We start from the raw sequence: 17,426 nt of genomic DNA on the forward strand, positions 1-17,426 counted from the left end.
AACTATCAGTTTTTTGTCAAAATATGCACGAAGAGCGAACCCAAAAAGAGATAAAGAAAAAGGACGATTAAAATGCGGCCTGAATCCAATTATCTCTTAATGTCTAACCTATGAAGTGCGACTAAGTAAAATTATTTTATTAACCGTTTATCAACAAATATAACCGTCTATCCTAATCTCACTTGAATCTACATTTTAATTGCTTAAACTTACAATCAGGTAATTTTTATTTGGTTTTTATATGCAATCTCATCATTTTAAAGTGCAAAAGGGCTTCACATTAATTGAAGTTCTTATCGCATTTATTATTCTCAGCTTTGGTCTATTAGGTGCTGTTGCGTTACAAGCAAAAGCAAAACAAGCTAGTTTTGACTCTATGCAGCGCGCCGCCGCAGTCGCTCTGGGAAATGACATTATTCAACGTATTCGTGCTAACGATACATCTCAGTTAGTTGCACATTATAAGAAAGACTTTACGAGTAAAACACCAGCAAGTTCGTCAACAACATGTTTTGGTAGTTCATGCAGTGCTGAGCAAATTGCTTTACTTGACCTTGAACAGTGGAAGCGTGCAATACAGGCCAGAAACAACACTGGCTCATTAGATGATGCAAATGTGTGTATTAATCCGGTTGCAGTGGCAAATTCTGGTGGTAAAGCTTTTAATATTGAAGTTATTGTGTCTTGGCAAGGTCGCCAAGAGTTTATTGCAAACGCAGACACTGGCGCAATAAGCTGTGGAACAGCTGATAACAAGCGTCGTTTAGTTGTTTTAACTAGTTATATTTATTTAAGGAGTTAGCATGAAGCAAAAAGGTTTTACGCTTGTAGAGGTAATGATTTCGCTATTTATTGGCGGATTAGTGCTTGGCGGCGTCATGTTTACTTATATTGGTATGAAAGTAACAACCAAAGACACGATGACCATAGGTGAACTTCAAGAGTCGGGTCGTTTAGCTATAAATATTATGCAGCGTGATATTGAGCAAGTTGGCTTTTGGGGTACCTACTACGATGATTCATTTACTGCTATGAATACCACAACATTAGCTACGCCAACAAATGATTGCTTTGAAGGGCTTAATAACGGCAGTTTTCCAGATTTAGCAAGTACCAGTAACTTTAGAACTTTATACGCAAAAACAGCCAATGGCGCGGATGAGCTTAGTTGTATTAATAACTCATTAATAGGTACTGATATTTTACAAGTAAAGTTTTTGCAAGGTGATCAGTTAACTGTTCAGGCTGGCAATAATGAAACACAAGATAGCCAAAATTACTTTGTTGCAGAGCAAGAGCAAGCTCGTTTTGTTCGAGGGGTTGTTGATCCTGCATCGTTAAGCGTTAACGCAACAGTTTGGCCTTACAGCCACCATACGTATTATATTTCAGAGCAAACTTATCAAGTGAATAATAAAAGTTTAACCGTTCCTGCATTGATGCGTAATCGGCTAGTTAATGACGAAGTTAGGGCTGAGACGATCATGGAGGGGGTTGAAAATATGCGCTTTGTTTTTGGTCTAGATACTACAAATGATAGTCGAGTAGATACGTATAGAAGTATTAATGATATGACTCCCAGCAACTGGGAAAATCGTAAAGGTATTTTAACTGTACAGGTGTTTTTATTAATTAGAGCATTGCAACCAGATGCTGGTCTAAGTATTAAAAATCAAAAATATATACTTGGAGAAGATGCAAATAATCGTGAATTAACGTTTACAGATAACTTTAGACGTACCGTATTTACTACAACTATTCGCTTTAATAATATAGGGTCAAATCTATGGAGCATTTAAATAAACAAGCAAAAAATCAACAAGGTGTTGTGCTTATCACTGCACTTATAATGGTCATAGCTGTAACAGGAATCGCTGTCACATTAATGAGTAGTAGCAGTATTGACGTAAAGATAACTAATGCAGCACAAGAACGTGAAGTAGCTGAAAACGAGCTTATAGGTGAAGTACAGCGAATGATCTCTGATGAGGCAACTAAAGGTGCTGCTAATCAGTTTTTTTTATCACCTGAAGAGGTAACTGAAATAGCAGCGGATAATAGCGGTATGCTCATTGCTGAACATAATGATATGAAAAGCAAAATGATAAATTTAAATAAGGGAATACTTGATTTAGAGTGCCCGCGTCGTTTTGCCAGTACTGCGGGTCTTGCATGTAATATGGTACAGGTATCAACTACTAAAAAATACGGTTCTAAAAGTAAGCATGAACTTACTATTGTTACCGGTGTAGCCCAAGAAATGGTGAGCGTAAACAAGGGGATTTAAGATGAAATTTAAATTTAAAAAAGTGTTTGCCTCATTATTGGGATTAACACTGAGTATGTCAGCAGCCGCTGAAGATATAGAGCTTTATGTAAATCATGATGTAGAAACAGATGAAAACCCAAGAGTATTAATGATATTTGATACTTCAGGGAGTATGGCTTGGGATGTAACTGATGGTGGGCAGTGTTATCAGATAGGTCGAAATAATAATGGCAGTCTTTTTGCCTATGAAAGTAATTGTTTTGAGAGTAAAAACACCTACCTATTAGAAGAGCAATGCTACAGAAAAACTGGTTCTTCTTCATACGCACCTAATTGTCAAGATAGCCGACTTTTAGTCGCTAAAAATGCGATCAAACAACTAGTAAATGACAACGATGATATTGATTTTGGTTTAATGCGTTTTAACGGAAACTCTGGAGGTTATGTACTTGCAAGATCTGGCGCTAGTAAATCAAATATATTAAGTGAGATTGATGACTTGCCAGCAAGTGGTTCAACGCCAATAACAGAGACTCTCTGGGAAGCATACCGTTATATAACAGGTGCAAGTCTCGATTTTGCAAATGGTATAAACAATCGAGATAAAAGCGCAGATGCAAACGGGAGCTATAAGTCACCTTTTAAAAAAAATTCAGGCGACCCTTTGAGGTGTGATAACTCAATAAATTTGATATTAATGACAGATGGCGACCCAACTAATGATAGTGGTCGCGATAATCAAATAAAGAATGTGCACAATGATATATTTGACGACTCGATTCCTTTTGTGAGTGGTGATTATTCTAATAGCTATTTAGTTGCTTTATCTAAAATTATTCATGGCACCAACAACACAAAGGTAGATTTATATACAGATACCAGCGATGTTTTAGATACTGGTAGAGTATATACCATTGGTTTTGGTACAGGTATGAGTGAAGACGGCATTAAGTTATTAGAGGGTGCTGCTTCTGTTGGTGGTGGTCAGTACTTGGAAGCTCGAACATCTGAAGCTTTATCTGAAGCATTAAAAAATACTATTTCAAGAATTAGAGAAGTAAATGATAGTTTTTCATCGCCTTCAGTGGCGAGTAATAACGTAGATCAAACGCGAAGTCGTGATGCTGTTTATTTTGCTATGTTTTACCCTGAAACGGGAGCTCGTTGGCGTGGTAATTTAAAAAAATTAAAAGTATCCGGTGAGCAAATTGTAGATTCCACAGACACTCCCGCAATTAATAGTGTTGGATTAATTGATGAAAATGCAAAAACATTTTGGTTACCAAGTGATGAGCCAGCAGATGGTAATTTAGTTGCTCAAGGTGGTGTGAATTTAAATTTAACCAATACAGCATCAAGAAATTTATACACAGAAAAAGAAGGCTCAATAGTCACTTTTAATACATCTATTATTGCAGGTGTTCTCGGGTTAATTGCTAACAACCCATTTGGTCTGTCTAATGATGATATTAAGTGGGCGATGGGTATTGATGTTGATGATGAAGATGGAGATGGAAAATCTGATGATAAGCGAAGTGATATCTTTGGTGATCCACTACATTCTAAACCATTAGCTATAGATTATGGCAATGATGACGTTCGCATACTTATAGGTACTAATGCTGGCTTTTTACATATGTTTAAAGACAGTGGTAATACCGTTAGCGAAAGCTGGGCATTTATTCCTTCTGCGCTCTACGACATAATTGAACCTCTTCGTGAAAATCAAGCTGACAAAAAAGTATACGGTATGGATGGTCCTATTAGTGTGTACTTCAGTGATAAAAGCTTAAATAATGATGGCTTAAACGATGGTGTAATTGATGCAAGCAGTGGTGATGACGTTTGGGCCTTTGCTGGAATGCGCAGAGGCGGCAAAAACTATTACGCATTAAATATTACTAACCCTAATGTACCCGTTAAACTGTGGGATAAACCAATTGAAGGTGGCAAAGGTGATTTTGTAGAGCTTGCACAAACGTGGTCTAAGCCACAAATAGCTTATATTAAAGCGTTTGGTGATAAGCCATTATTAGTGTTTGGCGCAGGTTACGATACGAATAAAGATGAAGCAATACGCAGTGAGGATAATACTGGTCGAGGTGTTTATATTGTTGAAGCTGAAACAGGTAAATTAGTTTGGGCGTTAACACCTAACAGTAATGGCTTTGAAGGTCGACATAGTATTGCAGCAGACGTTACTACACTTGATTCTGATTATGATGGTTACATTGATCGTATTTATGCTGCCGATACAGGCGGAGATATTTGGCGAATTGATATGCCCGGGGAGTCATCTAGTGGGTTTAGTCATTTTAAGCTTGCTGAATTAGGGAGCAGTTCTGCGACAGAAGATAGGCGCTTTTTTTACAAACCACTTGTTGCTCGTACTACATTTAGTAAAGTTACCGAAACAGACATAAACGGCGAGAAGGTAACTACTCGTTTAGATACTCCTTATGATGCAATTGTTATTGGTAGTGGTAACCGCTCTAAACCAACAAGTACGAGCGAACAAAATCAATTATTTATGATTCGTGATGAAAATACAGTAACAAAATCATTTAAAGATAATAAGCCTGAACCGATTAAACCTGTCGATTTAATGCCTATGAACTCAGACCCCTTTGGTAATTCTTTAGATGACATTGATCAGTTTGTTGAGCTTGAAGCTGATTTGGCTGAATTCCAAGGTTGGCGATATGAGCTAGGTACTGGAGAAAAATCGTTAGCTGCGGCAACCGTTGTTGGTGGTGTTGCTTACTTTACTTCTTTTACGCCTGCATCAGATACCTCAACTGAGAATCAATGTTCACTTAGTGGTGGCGGTGGTTCGCTTTATGCTTTCCATTTACATTACGGAACGAAAGTATACGATTCACTCAGATTTACAACAAGTTATGATGTACCAGACACTCCTCAGTTATATTTTGGCTCTACTTGTGCAGATTCAAACAGCGATGGAAAGTGTGATGACGATGATTCAAAAGTACCTGAAAGTAAATTTTATTTTCCTGGTCCGCTAGTCGCAGGAGAACAAGAACTGATGGTGCCTATCAAAGTTAATGGCCCTGGTTTAAAGGTTGTTGATGGAAAAATAAAGTTAGTAGATGATAATTCTGTTGGTTTTGGCTTTAGCACACAACAAACATACATTTATAAACGTGAAGAAAATGATGAAGTTCAAAATGATTAAAGAAGGGCTGTTAAATGAGTAAACTACAACGAGGCTTTACATTAATTGAGCTGATGATAGCAGTCGCTATTGTCGGCATTTTAGCTGCAATAGCACTTCCTAATTATACTGAATATGTAAAACGAGCTGCGCGAGCAGAAGCTGCAGCCACTTTGTTAGATGCAGCTAATAAGCAAGAGCAATTTTTTGTTGATAACAGGGAATACGCAGACGTACTTGCTAACTTGGGAATTACAGACACAACTGAAAATGGATATTTTAAACTCTCGGTAGTGTTAAACGCAGACAAAAACACATTCGTTTTTACCGCAACTGCAGACTCAGGTCCTGTTGCAGGTGACGGTGACTGCACAACTTTAACAATTACAGATATTGGCTTAAAGGGCTCAACAGGCTCTAAAGACAAAGCCTACTGTTGGAGTAGATGATTTTATTCCTGGCATTTATCTGTTGATTTAATGCGTATTCTGCCAGTTTGACTTACAGACAAAGCCAACCCTTCGAGGTTGGTTTTTTCGTTTGGGCAATATATAAAAGTGCCATTTTGAAAACCATTTAATGACCCATCTGGGCGAAATGTAATTGCATTTCTAGGGTATTCTAAACTGTCAGCATCGTGTACTTTTTCGAATGTACTTATAAGTAGTTCATCGTCATCCAATGTGGTTGATTTATTTTTATCTATGAAGAGTGACATTTGAGCACCCCATTCATCGTTTGTACATTGGCTATTTTTTAATGCGCAGAGTGTAACGTAGGTGCCATTTTCAATTGCGTATAATCGACCATAGGTGATATTTCGGTGAAGGAGGTTTACATGGTTATCTAATCTGTTTTTAGCTAAAAAATCAGAGTAAAACCACATCGATATTTGGCTAATAATACTGACAATGGCAAGAGAAACCATTAATTCAATAAGGGTAACACCTTTGCTTTTTAATATTGATAACCTCATCCTTGAAGACCTGAGTTAATAAATGATTAACTCAGTCTAGTAAATGATACAAATATGACAAGATGAAATTGTGTGTTTTTTAACCGCATGTTTCGTCGGTATCACCAAGATAAAAAGCGGTTCCTGATACAGATACGCTAAGTGCTTTGTTATTTTCATTATCACTATTGGGGCAATATACAAAGCCCGTAAAGTTACCTGAGCCAGCTAAACTTGTTGTAATACGACCACTCGTATTAAATCGAAGGCTATTATTACCAGAGAATTTTATTTTGTCACTAGACGGAGTTTCTGACATTACGCGTAATAGACTATCGTTTGCGCTTTTATAAGTACCATCATTATTTGTATCTATAAATAAAATAACGGTATTAGTTGAGTCCCATTCGCTTTGACATTCGAGGCTTGTGCTATCACTTGTAACTGTATTGGGTGCTGGGCAAATTACAACTATTTCATCAGTACTTGCAGCTTGTGCACGAGCGTAGCTAATATTTCTTTTTAATTCTAATAAAAAGTTTTCAGCACGGTTTTCTTCTAACATGTCGCTGCTATTCCAAATAGCGATAGAAGCAACGATACCAACGATAGCAACAGTTACCATAAGTTCTAAAATAGTAAATCCATTGTGTTTATTTTTCATATTTATTCTCATTTGCTGCAGTAATTTAAGTATAGTTATTTTTATAGTGATAATTATACCATGACTGATTGTTTTATCACCGCAATTCAATTGCTTTGTTTGCTATGAGCCTTATGATTGTCTAAAATCGAGACAACTGAAGCTTTAGAAAGTAATTAATATGAAAAAAATAGAAGCCATCATCAAACCTTTTAAATTAGACGATGTTCGTGAAGCATTATCTGAAGTCGGCATTAACGGCATGACTGTAAGCGAAGTTAAAGGTTTTGGACGTCAAAAAGGTCATACAGAGCTATATCGTGGTGCTGAGTACATGGTTGATTTTTTACCAAAGGTAAAATTAGATATTGTACTAAGTGATGAAGATGTTGAGCGTGCAATTGAAGTGATTGTAAAAACAGCACAAACAGGAAAAATTGGCGATGGTAAAATATTCGTCACTGATGTAGAGCGCGTAATACGTATTCGTACAGCAGAAGAAGACGAAGAGGCTATTTAAATTGTGAGTTATTTACCCACACATTCTAGATAGTAAAAAGGCGCTTGTTTAACAAGCGCCTTTTTAGTTTATTATTTTCTATTATTTAGTCTTCGTGTTTGTTTTGCGTGTTCGCTTAGCTCGGTTAAGCCTAATTTATCGTAGCTTTTTACCATCATATCTAGTGCTGGGTCTAAGTAACTACTTTGCGAATAATGCTCAACAACAAACTTACCACGGTTAGCTGCAGCTAAATAAGCTTCACGTTCATAATAATAGGTTGCTACTTTTAGCTCATAACGTGCCATTCGATTTAAAAGCCAGACTAAACGACGTTTTGCCTCAGGTGCGTAATCGCTTTTAGGAAAACGCTTAACAAGAGTCGATAAATCAGTAAATGCAACACGTGTACGGTTTGCATCTCTATCAGCTCTATCTACACCAAAGTATTCTTGGAATGCATTTTTATCAGCTTTAATATTTACTAAGCCACGCATGTAATACATGTAATCCAAATCTTTATGATTTGGATTTAGACGTATAAAACGGTCTACTGTCGCTAATGCTTGCTCAGTGTTTCCTGATTGGTAATGTGCATACACTAAATCCATTTGTACTTGCTTAGAGAACGGTCCAAATGGGTAACGAGAGTCTATTGCACTTAAAAGTTCAATTGCGCGTGCGTATAAACCAGAATCTAACGTTTCTTTTGCGTCTTCATACAAAGCTTGTGCAGAGCGATTTGGTACGCGTTGAATATCTTCTTGGTCAGGTGCCGATGAACAAGCACCTAAACTAAGTACAGAAACTGAAAAAACAATGGCAAATGCACGTTTCCCTATTTTATTTATCATTTTATTTGTTACCTTCGATGTCTTCGGCTAGGCCAAGTCGGTAAAACCGAGTAAACTATGCGTATTATATTATGCTTTTATTAAAAGCGATTCTAACCCAGTCGAGCAAAGCTTGCACTGGTAAATTGGGTAAAGTTACTAATGTCAGAGAAAATTTCTCTTCAAGCCGAAGTCTCAACCGACTTAGGTGGTAAACGTCTAGACCAAGTATTAGCACAATTGTTCCCTGATTATTCACGTTCACGTATAAAAACGTGGATTTTGGATGATAAAGTAACCGTTGATGGTGAAATGTTAAACACTCCACGTGCCAAGTTACTTGGTGGTGAGCTTCTTAATATTGAGACAACAATTGAAGCCCCACGTGAATATGAAGCACAAGATATCAAATTAAACATCGTTTATGAAGACGATGATATTTTAGTTATTAATAAGCCAATGGGTTTAGTTGTTCACCCTGGTGCAGGTAATCCAAATGGAACAGTGCTAAATGCACTTTTACATTATTACCCAGAAATTATTAATGTACCGCGTGCAGGTATTGTTCACAGACTTGATAAAGATACGACTGGATTAATGGTTGTAGCTAAAACAATTCCGGCGCAAACACATTTAGTGACTGCGTTACAAAAACGCGAAAACTTTACGCGTGAATATGAAGCACTTTGCAATGGAACAATGACTGCCGGTGGTATGGTTGAAAAACCAATTGGTCGTCATCCTACTCAACGTACTCATATGGCAGTGCATGAAATGGGTAAGCCTGCGATTACGCACTATCGAGTAGCTGAAAAGTTTCGTGCTCACACGCGTTTGCGCTTACGTTTAGAGACTGGTCGTACACACCAAATTCGAGTGCATATGGCTCATTTGAATCACCCGCTAATTGGTGACCAATCGTATGGAGGTCGTCCGCGCCCACCAAAAGGTGCAACACCTGAGTTGTTTGAGTTACTTCGCAGCTTTAGACGCCAAGCATTACATGCAGTAAAATTAAGTATTGCTCACCCAATTACAGGTGAAATGATGACATGGCAAGCACCTATACCAGATGATATGGTAGCGATGACACTTGCACTTCGTGAAGATACGAAAGCCAATCCTAATATCGATTATTAATGCAGTTGTTGTCAGCAACATGGCAAAATCTTCACAATGTGGGTACGTTAAGTACCACATGTGAAGGTGGCGTTTCAGAGGGACCGTTTAAAAGTTTAAACTTAGGGCTCCACGTTGGTGATAATCCACAAAATGTTTTAAAAAATCGCTCTTTATTAAATACCTTTATTCCAAAACAAGCTGTGTGGATAGACCAAGTTCACAGTGCAGATGTATTAATTGTCGATGAGTCGTTTGATTACACTGCAACTCATACAGGCGATGCACTTTACACAAAACTCTCTAACCAACCTTTAGCAATTATGACCGCTGATTGTTTACCTATTTTACTTGCCAGTAATGATGGTAAAGAAGTAGCTGCTATTCATGGTGGATGGCGAGGTTTGGAGCGGGAAATAATTGAAAATACATTTAATTGTTTTAGTGCTAAATGTGAGCATATTAATGCATGGTTAGGCCCAGCCATTGGTCCTAGCCAATTTGAAGTGGGGGCAGATGTTTTTGAACTATTTAAGGCAAAAAGCCCTTTATTCGAAGCTGCTTTTAAACCACAAGCTAATCAGAAGTTTCTAGCTGATATTTATGCTATAGCACGCATTTTATTAAACCAATTAGGAATTAGAAATATTACTGGAGGAGAGTATTGCACTGTTTCTCAGCATCAGTTGTTTTTTTCCTACAGGAGAAACGGACAAACCGGACGTATGGGAACTTTGATCTGGCGCAAGTAATTTTTCGTTATACTGATTATATTTTCTCCAGCACCTTGAACAAACACCTAAACATACCCATTAATTAAGTAATTCGTTATTTATTAAATAGGTAAACCCCAATGCGTTTAGATCGATTTACAAGTAAATTTCAATCTGCGCTTTCTGATGCGCAATCTTTGGCTCTTGGCCGCGATCATCAATTTATAGAACCAGTTCATTTAATGTACTCACTACTTCAGCAAAGTGGCTCAAGTGTGCGCGCGTTGTTTGCCCAAACAGGTGTTAGTGCTGATGAACTCAATACTAAATTATCACAAGAAATAGAAAAGCTTTTTAAGGTAGAGGGAGTCGGCGGCGATGTGCAGTTGTCGAATAATATGGCTTCACTTATCAATTTATGTGATAAATACGCTCAAAAACGCAAAGACAAATATATATCAAGTGAACTGTTTGTTCTTGCTGCGTGCGATGATAAAGGTCCGCTTGGTAATATATTCAGATCATTAAATATTACCTCCACTAAAATTGAGAGCGCGATTAAAGCGATTCGTGGTGGTCAAAAGGTAGATGACCCAAATGCAGAAGAAACACGTCAAGCACTTGAAAAATTTACTATAGATTTGACTGAGCGCGCAGAGCAGGGGAAGTTAGACCCTGTTATTGGACGTGATGATGAAATTCGCCGAACAATTCAAGTTTTACAGCGTCGAACTAAAAATAATCCGGTATTAATAGGTGAACCAGGTGTTGGTAAAACAGCGATTGCAGAAGGGTTAGCACAACGTATTATTAATGGGGAAGTACCTGAAGGTCTAAAAAACAAACGGGTACTATCACTCGATTTAGGTGCATTAGTTGCCGGTGCAAAATACCGTGGAGAGTTTGAAGAACGTTTAAAATCAGTATTAAATGAACTGGCGAAAGAAGAAGGCCAAGTGATTTTATTTATTGATGAAATTCATACGATTGTTGGCGCAGGTAAAAGCGAAGGGGCAATGGATGCCGGCAATATGTTAAAGCCAGCTCTAGCACGCGGTGAGTTACATTGCGTAGGTGCAACAACTCTTGATGAATACCGTAAATATATAGAGAAGGACGCAGCACTAGAGCGACGTTTTCAAAAGGTATTAATTGAAGAACCTTCAGTTGAAGATACCATTGCAATTTTGCGAGGGCTAAAAGAGCGTTACGAGCTACACCATTCAGTAGAAATTACCGATCCTGCTATTGTGGCTGCCGCTCAATTGTCTCACCGTTACATTAGTGACCGTCAGTTACCTGACAAAGCGATTGATTTAATTGACGAGGCTGGTTCATCTATTCGCTTACAAATAGACTCTAAACCAGAGTCTTTAGATAAGCTCGAGCGCCGTATCATTCAATTAAAACTTGAAGATAACGCACTCGCTAAAGAAAAAGACGAAGCGAGTCAAAAACGTCGTAGCGAAATGCAAGAGTTAATTGCCGACCTTGAAATGGAATACCGTGAGCTTGACGAAGTATGGAATGCAGAGAAGGCTTCACTGCAAGGCACTCAAGTTATTAAAGCTGAACTTGAGCAAGCAAGGTTAGATTTAGATGTAGCACGCAGAGCAAGCGATTTACAACGTATGTCAGAGCTACAATATGGTCGAATTCCTGAACTGGAACGTAAGCTCGATTTGGCTTCACAAGCCGAAATGCAAGAAATGACCTTACTTAAAAACCAAGTGGGTGAAGACGAAATAGCTGAAATACTATCGCGTTGGACTGGTATTCCTGTTGCACGTATGCTGCAAGGTGAGCGCGAAAAACTATTGCAAATGGAAGATCAGCTGCACAGTAAAGTTATTGGTCAAGATGAAGCTGTTGTTGCCGTTTCTAACGCAATACGACGCTCACGTGCCGGGCTTGCTGATCCTAATCGTCCTATTGGTTCATTTTTGTTTTTAGGTCCAACAGGGGTGGGTAAAACAGAGCTGACTAAAGCTTTAGCTGGTTTTATGTTTGATACTGAAGATGCGATGGTACGCATCGATATGTCTGAATTTATGGAAAAACATTCGGTTGCACGTTTAGTTGGTGCGCCTCCAGGTTACGTTGGTTACGAAGAAGGCGGTTATTTAACCGAGGCAGTTCGTCGCAAACCTTATTCAGTCATTTTGCTTGATGAAATAGAAAAAGCACATCCTGATGTTTTTAATATTTTACTGCAAGTATTAGACGATGGTCGTTTAACTGATGGGCAAGGTAGGACTGTCGACTTTAAAAATACAGTTATTATTATGACTTCAAATTTAGGCTCAGACATCATTCAAGAACAAGCGGGTAATAATGATTATGCAACGCTTAAAACAAAAGTGATGGAAGTATTAATAAATGAATTTAGACCTGAATTTATTAACCGTATTGACGAAACCGTGGTTTTCCATCCATTAGCAAACAATCACATAAAAGAGATTGCTGATATTCAACTGATGAAGTTACGTGAGCGGTTAACTGAGATGGGGTACTTACTCGATATTAGTGATGCGGCACTTGAGCGAATTGCAGCGAGTGGTTTTGATCCCGTTTATGGTGCTCGTCCACTTAAGCGTGCTATTCAGCAAACGATTGAAAACCCGTTAGCACAAAAGCTACTCAATGGTGATTATTTACCTGGTAGTGTTATTGCTATTGACGCAGATGATAATGGATTACTATTTACCAGCCGATAGCTATTAACCAAGTCGTTTAAACGAAAAGCCGCTAAAAATAGCGGCTTTTTAATGTTTATTAAACTCTAAAGGTCAGTAGTAAATCATTTACTTTACGAGAGCCTTCAACAAGTTCAGCCGACCCTTTAGCCACATTAAAGCTTAGGCTTAAATTACTGTCACCAAGTTCTTTGATTTGTGTAACATTAGCGCCTATGTCGCTACTAACCACTTGCTGTTGTTCTGCAGCAGTCGATATTTGAGTGGCAAGCTGTGATATTTCACTTATCTGAATAAAAATATCGTCAAGTGCAACTTGAGTTTGAGCTGTTTTACTTACACAATTATCAGCTTGATTTTTTGTGTTCTGCATTATTTTAGACCAATCAAATAAAGTACTTTGAATTTCTTTAATGGAACTATGAATTTGTGCTGTAGCATTTTGAGTTCTTGATGATAAAGCTCTAACTTCATCTGCAACGACGGCAAAGCCACGACCATGTTCGCCAGCACGAGCAGCCTCAATTGCAGCATTTAGTGCGAGTAAGTTAGTTTGATCGGCAATGCCTTCAATTTCACTCATTACCTGACCTATTTTATCAGCTTCTGACGCTAGGCTACTTGCGGTTGTAGCCGCTTGATCTACCTGACTGGCTAAATCAGACACCATTGAACTGTTATCAGCTATATGCTGTTTTATATTAGAGCAACTTTTATGTGTAACATTTACTTTATCAGCAGTGTGATGAGTGTTATTAGATATTTCGCCAATTGTTGAACTCATCTGTGCCATAGCTGACGCTATTTGTTCTAGGCGTTCACTCTGTGAAGCAATACCTTTTTCAGTTAATGTTGATTGCTCATCTAAGTGTGTCGCAATATTATTAAAGCTTAGTGTTGAATCTTGCATGCGACCAAGCACAGTTCGTAATTTGGCACTAAGCATTTGCTCCCTATAGTCACTGATACTATGAGGATTACTTCCGCTGTATATATAGCGCGAAACTGAATCAGATTTAGCTTTTTGCTTTTTTAATATTTTAGGGGTTGCAATTAATTCATCGTAATTAAATGCAATAACAAAAATGCAAACTAATAAATTAATTAGTGCTATAGCCAAAGAGCTTAATAGAGCAATTGCGATCAACCAAATTAATATGCCAATAATAGTAATGCTTTGCCTTACATGTGTTCTTTCTCGAAAATTATATAATGACTTACCTTTATTTAATTTATTATAAAGAGTTTGCGCATGTTGTTTTAGTTGCTGACTCGCTTTAGTTCTTACTGATTGATAACCAATTAATTGACCATGCTCAAAAATAGGCGTTACGAATGCATCAACCCAATAATAGCGTCCGTCTTTGCAGCGGTTTTTTACCATTCCACGCCAAGAATGACCTTGTTTTAAGGTAGCCCACATTTCTTTAAATGCAGCTTTGGGCATGTCAGGATGGCGCACAATACTGTGGTTTTCTCCAATGAGTTCTTGTGCGCTATATCCTGCAATATCGCAAAACTCATGGTTTACGTAAGTAATTACACCTTTAAGATCGGTTGTTGAGACGAGTTGTTGTGATTCATCAAAGAGAACCTCTTCATTTTTTAAGCTTTTATTACTGCTCACTGTATTTACTGCCATCCTTTATAGTTGGCGCTATTATATTGTTTACTAAGTACAAAGCAAAAAAATGGGCTGCTCTATAAGTACTTACAATTAAAACTTTACATTTTTATGATCTATATCAAGTGTTTTGATAATAAACTCTGATTAGTTGAAAGCGTCATGAATCTTTTTTATATAAAGGTCGGTCTATTGGTTTACTGAATTTAATACTTATGTATGCCGCAGATTAAGTATTTAATAAATTACACGCGCAAAGCAATTGTATAATGTTAAGAGCAATGGCAAGATTACGGTCTATAGTATGATGTTGGTCGTATCAGCTTATGTTCAAAGCAGGGCATGCAGCTATTAATCAAAAAAATTACATTGTTCTTAGCAATTTAATCTTGAGTAATAAGTGATTAGCCCCCATAACCCTATGATTAAGCCACGTGGCCCGAGGAAGCATTTTTTGACAACACATGATCTAACAAACGCACTTAACGCGTTATCAGCAGATGAGCACCAATACGCAGTTAAAGGCATTAAACGTGGCATTGAGCGAGAGTCGCTAAGAATACAAGGCAGTGGGGCTATTTCTGCTCAAGGGCATCCGAAAGGGGTGGGAAGTGCATTAACTAATGGGCATATCACAACAGATTTCTCCGAGTCTTTACTTGAATTTATTACTCCTGTTAGTGAGTCATCTGCACAAACTATTAAGCAATTAAAAGACCTGCAAAAATTTACTCTTGAAAAAATGGGTGATGAGTTACTTTGGCCTATCAGTATGCCGTGCTTTATAGAGCATCAAGATGACATAGTATTAGCTCAATTTGGTAGTTCTAATACAGGTAGAATGAAAACACTATACCGCGAAGGTTTGAAAAATCGCTACGGTAGTATGATGCAGGCAATTGCTGGCGTACATTTCAATATTTCATTTCCAGAAACGCTGTGGCAATCGCTGCATTCATTAAAGAAAAGTGATGCAACATTACAAGATTTCATTTCAGACGGTTACTTGGGCCTTATTCGTAATTTTAAACGCGAATTATGGCTGATTAGCTATTTATTTGGTGCATCACCAGCGTTATGTCATTCATTTTTACAAGGTCGAAAAACCGATCTGCCATTTAAAAAGCTCGGTAAAGGCACCCTTTATTTAGAAGTAGGTACAGCTCTACGACTGGGTAATTTAGGTTATACAAATAGTGCTCAATCTTCATTGCGTGTAATGTACAACTCGCTTGATGAATATGTAGTTGGGCTAAAAAAAGCAATTAATACACCTTCAGAAATTTATGGTGATATTGATGACTATACTAGTGCTGACCCTAAACAGCTTAATAAAAACATTCTGCAAATAGAGAATGAATTTTACTCACCAGTTCGCCCTAAGCGAAATGCAAAAAATGGTGAAACACCTACAGACGCATTACTTAGAGCCGGTATTGAGTACGTTGAAATTCGTGCATTAGATGTAAACCCGTTTAGTGAAGTTGGTATTGATATAGAGCAAATTCACTTTTTGGATGTATTCTTAACGTATTGTTTATTAAAAGATTCAATGCCAATGGATTGGAAAGAACAAGCGCGCAGTACTGAAAATCTTGATACCGTTGTAAATCAAGGTCGAGAAGAAGGCTTGATGCTGAATTTTAATGACCAACCTCGTAGCCTTCAATCGTGGGGTGATGAAATATTTGATCAACTGCGCGATGTAGCTAAATGGATGGATAGCGCTTATGGCGTTACTTATTATTCAAGTACGATAGAGCGAATGGCAACGTGGATACATAATCCTGTACTCACTTATTCTGGTCGTTATGTTAGTGAGCTAAAAGAATCTGGCTTAGATAATGGGCACTTTGCATTAGCATTAGCTAATAAGTACAAGCAAAGCCATCAAGAAGCTGATTATAGTGAGTTTTTAAAACCATGGCTTGAACAGCAAGTAGTTAAATCGAATGAGGCGCAAGTAGCAATTAAGCAAGCAGACACACAATCGTTTACAGCATTCTTAGATACGTACTTTAGTCATAAATAATTTAAACGCTAATTAAGTTCAAAGCAAAAAAAACGCAGCCCAAGATGGCTGCGTAAATATTCTTCAGGGATGAAACAATGCTGTACTGCTGCATTATAGAATCAGACCCACACTTTTTATAAAAGTTCAGTGAGATCTAAAAAATATGAAAAAAAATGCAATTATTTTATCTCTAGCTCTCACTTTAGCCGGTTGTGCTACAGCTCCTCCTAAGCAACCTGATGATATTTGTAAGATTTTTGAAGAAAAACCTAGCTGGTACTTTGATGCAAAAAATGCCCAAGAAAAGTGGGGTTCACCCAAGCACGTACTTATGAGCATGATGTATCAAGAAAGCTCGTTTAGACATGATGCCGCACCACCAATGGAGTATTTTTTATGGATAATACCAACAGGACGCGCAAGTGATGCTTATGGTTACTCACAGGCAAAAACACCCACATGGTCAGACTATATTCGCGAAACAGGTAACAATGGTGCCGACAGAGACGATTTTGATGATGCAATAGACTTCATGGCATGGTTTGTTTATAAAACGCATAAAGTAAATGCGGTTTCTAAATGGGATGCTTACTCGCAATACCTTAATTATCATGAAGGGTGGGGCGGATATAAACGTGGTACATATAAAAAGAAAAAATGGCTGATGAGCGTTGCTAATAAAGTTAAACATCGTGCAAGTCGTTATGGAGCGCAGCTTAAGCGTTGTGAGGAATCATTAGATAAAGGTTGGTTAGAGCGTTTATTTAGTTGATTTTATAAATAGCTGTTAGTAAAAAAGGAGCCATTGGGCTTAATGCCAGTCAGTTAACAGCTGACTGGCGTTTTTTATTGGGGTATTTACTGGGTTTTGGTTTCACACACCTCG

At 37.8% G+C, this 17,426-nt stretch carries 15 protein-coding genes; 11 read left to right on the forward strand and 4 right to left on the reverse strand.

Features of this window, described 5'->3' with window-relative positions; genetic code table 11:
- Positions 1-241 precede the first annotated feature (241 nt).
- Genes pilV through I6F65_RS19515 form a run of 5 tightly spaced genes read left to right on the forward strand, consistent with a single transcriptional unit; the run spans position 242 to position 5,893 of the window.
- Complete coding sequence (pilV, locus tag I6F65_RS19495; RefSeq protein ID WP_197114487.1) at positions 242-802, forward strand: type IV pilus modification protein PilV; 561 nt, start codon at positions 242-244, stop codon at positions 800-802.
- Between the two features lies 1 nt (position 803).
- The gene (locus I6F65_RS19500) at positions 804-1,799 is read left to right on the forward strand and encodes a PilW family protein (RefSeq protein ID WP_166109942.1); all 996 of its coding nucleotides are present in this window, start codon (positions 804-806) and stop codon (positions 1,797-1,799) included.
- Entirely contained in the window at positions 1,787-2,287 is a 501-nt protein-coding gene (locus I6F65_RS19505; RefSeq protein WP_166109945.1) for a pilus assembly protein PilX, read from the forward strand. The genes I6F65_RS19500 and I6F65_RS19505 overlap by 13 nt, the downstream gene beginning before the upstream one ends.
- Before the next feature lies 1 nt (position 2,288).
- Positions 2,289-5,465 carry a pilus assembly protein gene (locus I6F65_RS19510; protein ID WP_197114489.1) on the forward strand — a complete coding sequence of 1,059 codons (3,177 nt, stop codon included), beginning with the start codon at positions 2,289-2,291 and terminating at the stop codon, positions 5,463-5,465.
- Positions 5,466-5,479: 14 nt separating this feature from the next.
- Entirely contained in the window at positions 5,480-5,893 is a 414-nt protein-coding gene (locus I6F65_RS19515) for a type IV pilin protein (RefSeq protein ID WP_197114491.1), read from the forward strand.
- Between the two features lie 2 nt (positions 5,894-5,895).
- On the opposite strand, the gene I6F65_RS19520 is transcribed toward I6F65_RS19515, so the two are convergent.
- Both I6F65_RS19520 and I6F65_RS19525 read right to left on the reverse strand, forming a co-directional pair.
- Positions 5,896-6,420 carry a GspH/FimT family pseudopilin gene (locus I6F65_RS19520; RefSeq protein ID WP_024610211.1) on the reverse strand — a complete coding sequence of 175 codons (525 nt, stop codon included), beginning with the start codon at positions 6,418-6,420 and terminating at the stop codon, positions 5,896-5,898.
- 79 nt (positions 6,421-6,499) lie between these two features.
- Complete coding sequence (locus I6F65_RS19525) at positions 6,500-7,063, reverse strand: GspH/FimT family pseudopilin (protein WP_024610210.1); 564 nt, start codon at positions 7,061-7,063, stop codon at positions 6,500-6,502.
- Between the two features lie 160 nt (positions 7,064-7,223).
- Between I6F65_RS19525 and glnB the strand changes: the two genes are divergently transcribed.
- Positions 7,224-7,562, forward strand: a complete 339-nt coding sequence (gene glnB / locus I6F65_RS19530) for a nitrogen regulatory protein P-II (protein WP_024610209.1) — start codon at positions 7,224-7,226, stop codon at positions 7,560-7,562.
- Between the two features lie 71 nt (positions 7,563-7,633).
- Here the strand turns inward: glnB and I6F65_RS19535 are convergent, their stop codons facing one another.
- Positions 7,634-8,395: an outer membrane protein assembly factor BamD gene (locus I6F65_RS19535; RefSeq protein ID WP_024610208.1), complete on the reverse strand. Its 762-nt coding sequence runs from the start codon at positions 8,393-8,395 to the stop codon at positions 7,634-7,636.
- A 141-nt stretch (positions 8,396-8,536) separates the two neighbouring features.
- Between I6F65_RS19535 and rluD the strand changes: the two genes are divergently transcribed.
- From rluD to clpB, 3 genes are all read left to right on the forward strand, one after another.
- Positions 8,537-9,514 (forward strand): 23S rRNA pseudouridine(1911/1915/1917) synthase RluD, encoded by a 978-nt coding sequence (gene rluD, locus I6F65_RS19540; RefSeq protein WP_024610207.1) that lies wholly within the window; start codon positions 8,537-8,539, stop codon positions 9,512-9,514.
- The gene (gene pgeF / locus I6F65_RS19545) at positions 9,514-10,245 is read left to right on the forward strand and encodes a peptidoglycan editing factor PgeF (protein WP_166109954.1); all 732 of its coding nucleotides are present in this window, start codon (positions 9,514-9,516) and stop codon (positions 10,243-10,245) included. Before rluD ends, pgeF begins: the two co-directional genes overlap by 1 nt.
- 101 nt (positions 10,246-10,346) lie before the next feature.
- On the forward strand, positions 10,347-12,923 hold the full coding sequence (gene clpB, locus I6F65_RS19550) for an ATP-dependent chaperone ClpB (protein WP_197114494.1): 2,577 nt from the start codon (positions 10,347-10,349) through the stop codon (positions 12,921-12,923).
- A gap of 58 nt (positions 12,924-12,981) precedes the next feature.
- On the opposite strand, the gene I6F65_RS19555 is transcribed toward clpB, so the two are convergent.
- Positions 12,982-14,529 carry a methyl-accepting chemotaxis protein gene (locus tag I6F65_RS19555; protein ID WP_197114496.1) on the reverse strand — a complete coding sequence of 516 codons (1,548 nt, stop codon included), beginning with the start codon at positions 14,527-14,529 and terminating at the stop codon, positions 12,982-12,984.
- Positions 14,530-14,980: 451 nt separating this feature from the next.
- On the opposite strand from I6F65_RS19555, the gene gshA reads away from it, so the two are divergent.
- Positions 14,981-16,558, forward strand: a complete 1,578-nt coding sequence (gene gshA, locus I6F65_RS19560) for a glutamate--cysteine ligase (RefSeq protein WP_197114498.1) — start codon at positions 14,981-14,983, stop codon at positions 16,556-16,558.
- 145 nt (positions 16,559-16,703) lie between these two features.
- Positions 16,704-17,312: a hypothetical protein gene (locus tag I6F65_RS19565; protein ID WP_166114320.1), complete on the forward strand. Its 609-nt coding sequence runs from the start codon at positions 16,704-16,706 to the stop codon at positions 17,310-17,312.
- The last annotated feature ends 114 nt before the right edge of the window (positions 17,313-17,426 follow it).

The organism is Pseudoalteromonas sp. SWXJZ94C, from assembly GCF_015864385.1.
Classification (GTDB): Bacteria; Pseudomonadota; Gammaproteobacteria; order Enterobacterales; family Alteromonadaceae; genus Pseudoalteromonas.

Coding starts and splice junctions, on each gene's coding strand:
- I6F65_RS19520 (WP_024610211.1), bottom strand. CDS start 6,420: ATGAGGTTATCAATATTAAAAAGCAAAGGTGTTACCCTTATTGAATTA.
- pilV (WP_197114487.1), top strand. CDS start 242: ATGCAATCTCATCATTTTAAAGTGCAAAAGGGCTTCACATTAATTGAA.
- clpB (WP_197114494.1), top strand. CDS start 10,347: ATGCGTTTAGATCGATTTACAAGTAAATTTCAATCTGCGCTTTCTGAT.
- I6F65_RS19535 (WP_024610208.1), bottom strand. CDS start 8,395: ATGATAAATAAAATAGGGAAACGTGCATTTGCCATTGTTTTTTCAGTT.
- rluD (WP_024610207.1), top strand. CDS start 8,537: ATGTCAGAGAAAATTTCTCTTCAAGCCGAAGTCTCAACCGACTTAGGT.
- pgeF (WP_166109954.1), top strand. CDS start 9,514: ATGCAGTTGTTGTCAGCAACATGGCAAAATCTTCACAATGTGGGTACG.
- I6F65_RS19505 (WP_166109945.1), top strand. CDS start 1,787: ATGGAGCATTTAAATAAACAAGCAAAAAATCAACAAGGTGTTGTGCTT.
- I6F65_RS19565 (WP_166114320.1), top strand. CDS start 16,704: ATGAAAAAAAATGCAATTATTTTATCTCTAGCTCTCACTTTAGCCGGT.
- glnB (WP_024610209.1), top strand. CDS start 7,224: ATGAAAAAAATAGAAGCCATCATCAAACCTTTTAAATTAGACGATGTT.
- I6F65_RS19510 (WP_197114489.1), top strand. CDS start 2,289: ATGAAATTTAAATTTAAAAAAGTGTTTGCCTCATTATTGGGATTAACA.
- I6F65_RS19500 (WP_166109942.1), top strand. CDS start 804: ATGAAGCAAAAAGGTTTTACGCTTGTAGAGGTAATGATTTCGCTATTT.
- I6F65_RS19515 (WP_197114491.1), top strand. CDS start 5,480: ATGAGTAAACTACAACGAGGCTTTACATTAATTGAGCTGATGATAGCA.
- I6F65_RS19525 (WP_024610210.1), bottom strand. CDS start 7,063: ATGAAAAATAAACACAATGGATTTACTATTTTAGAACTTATGGTAACT.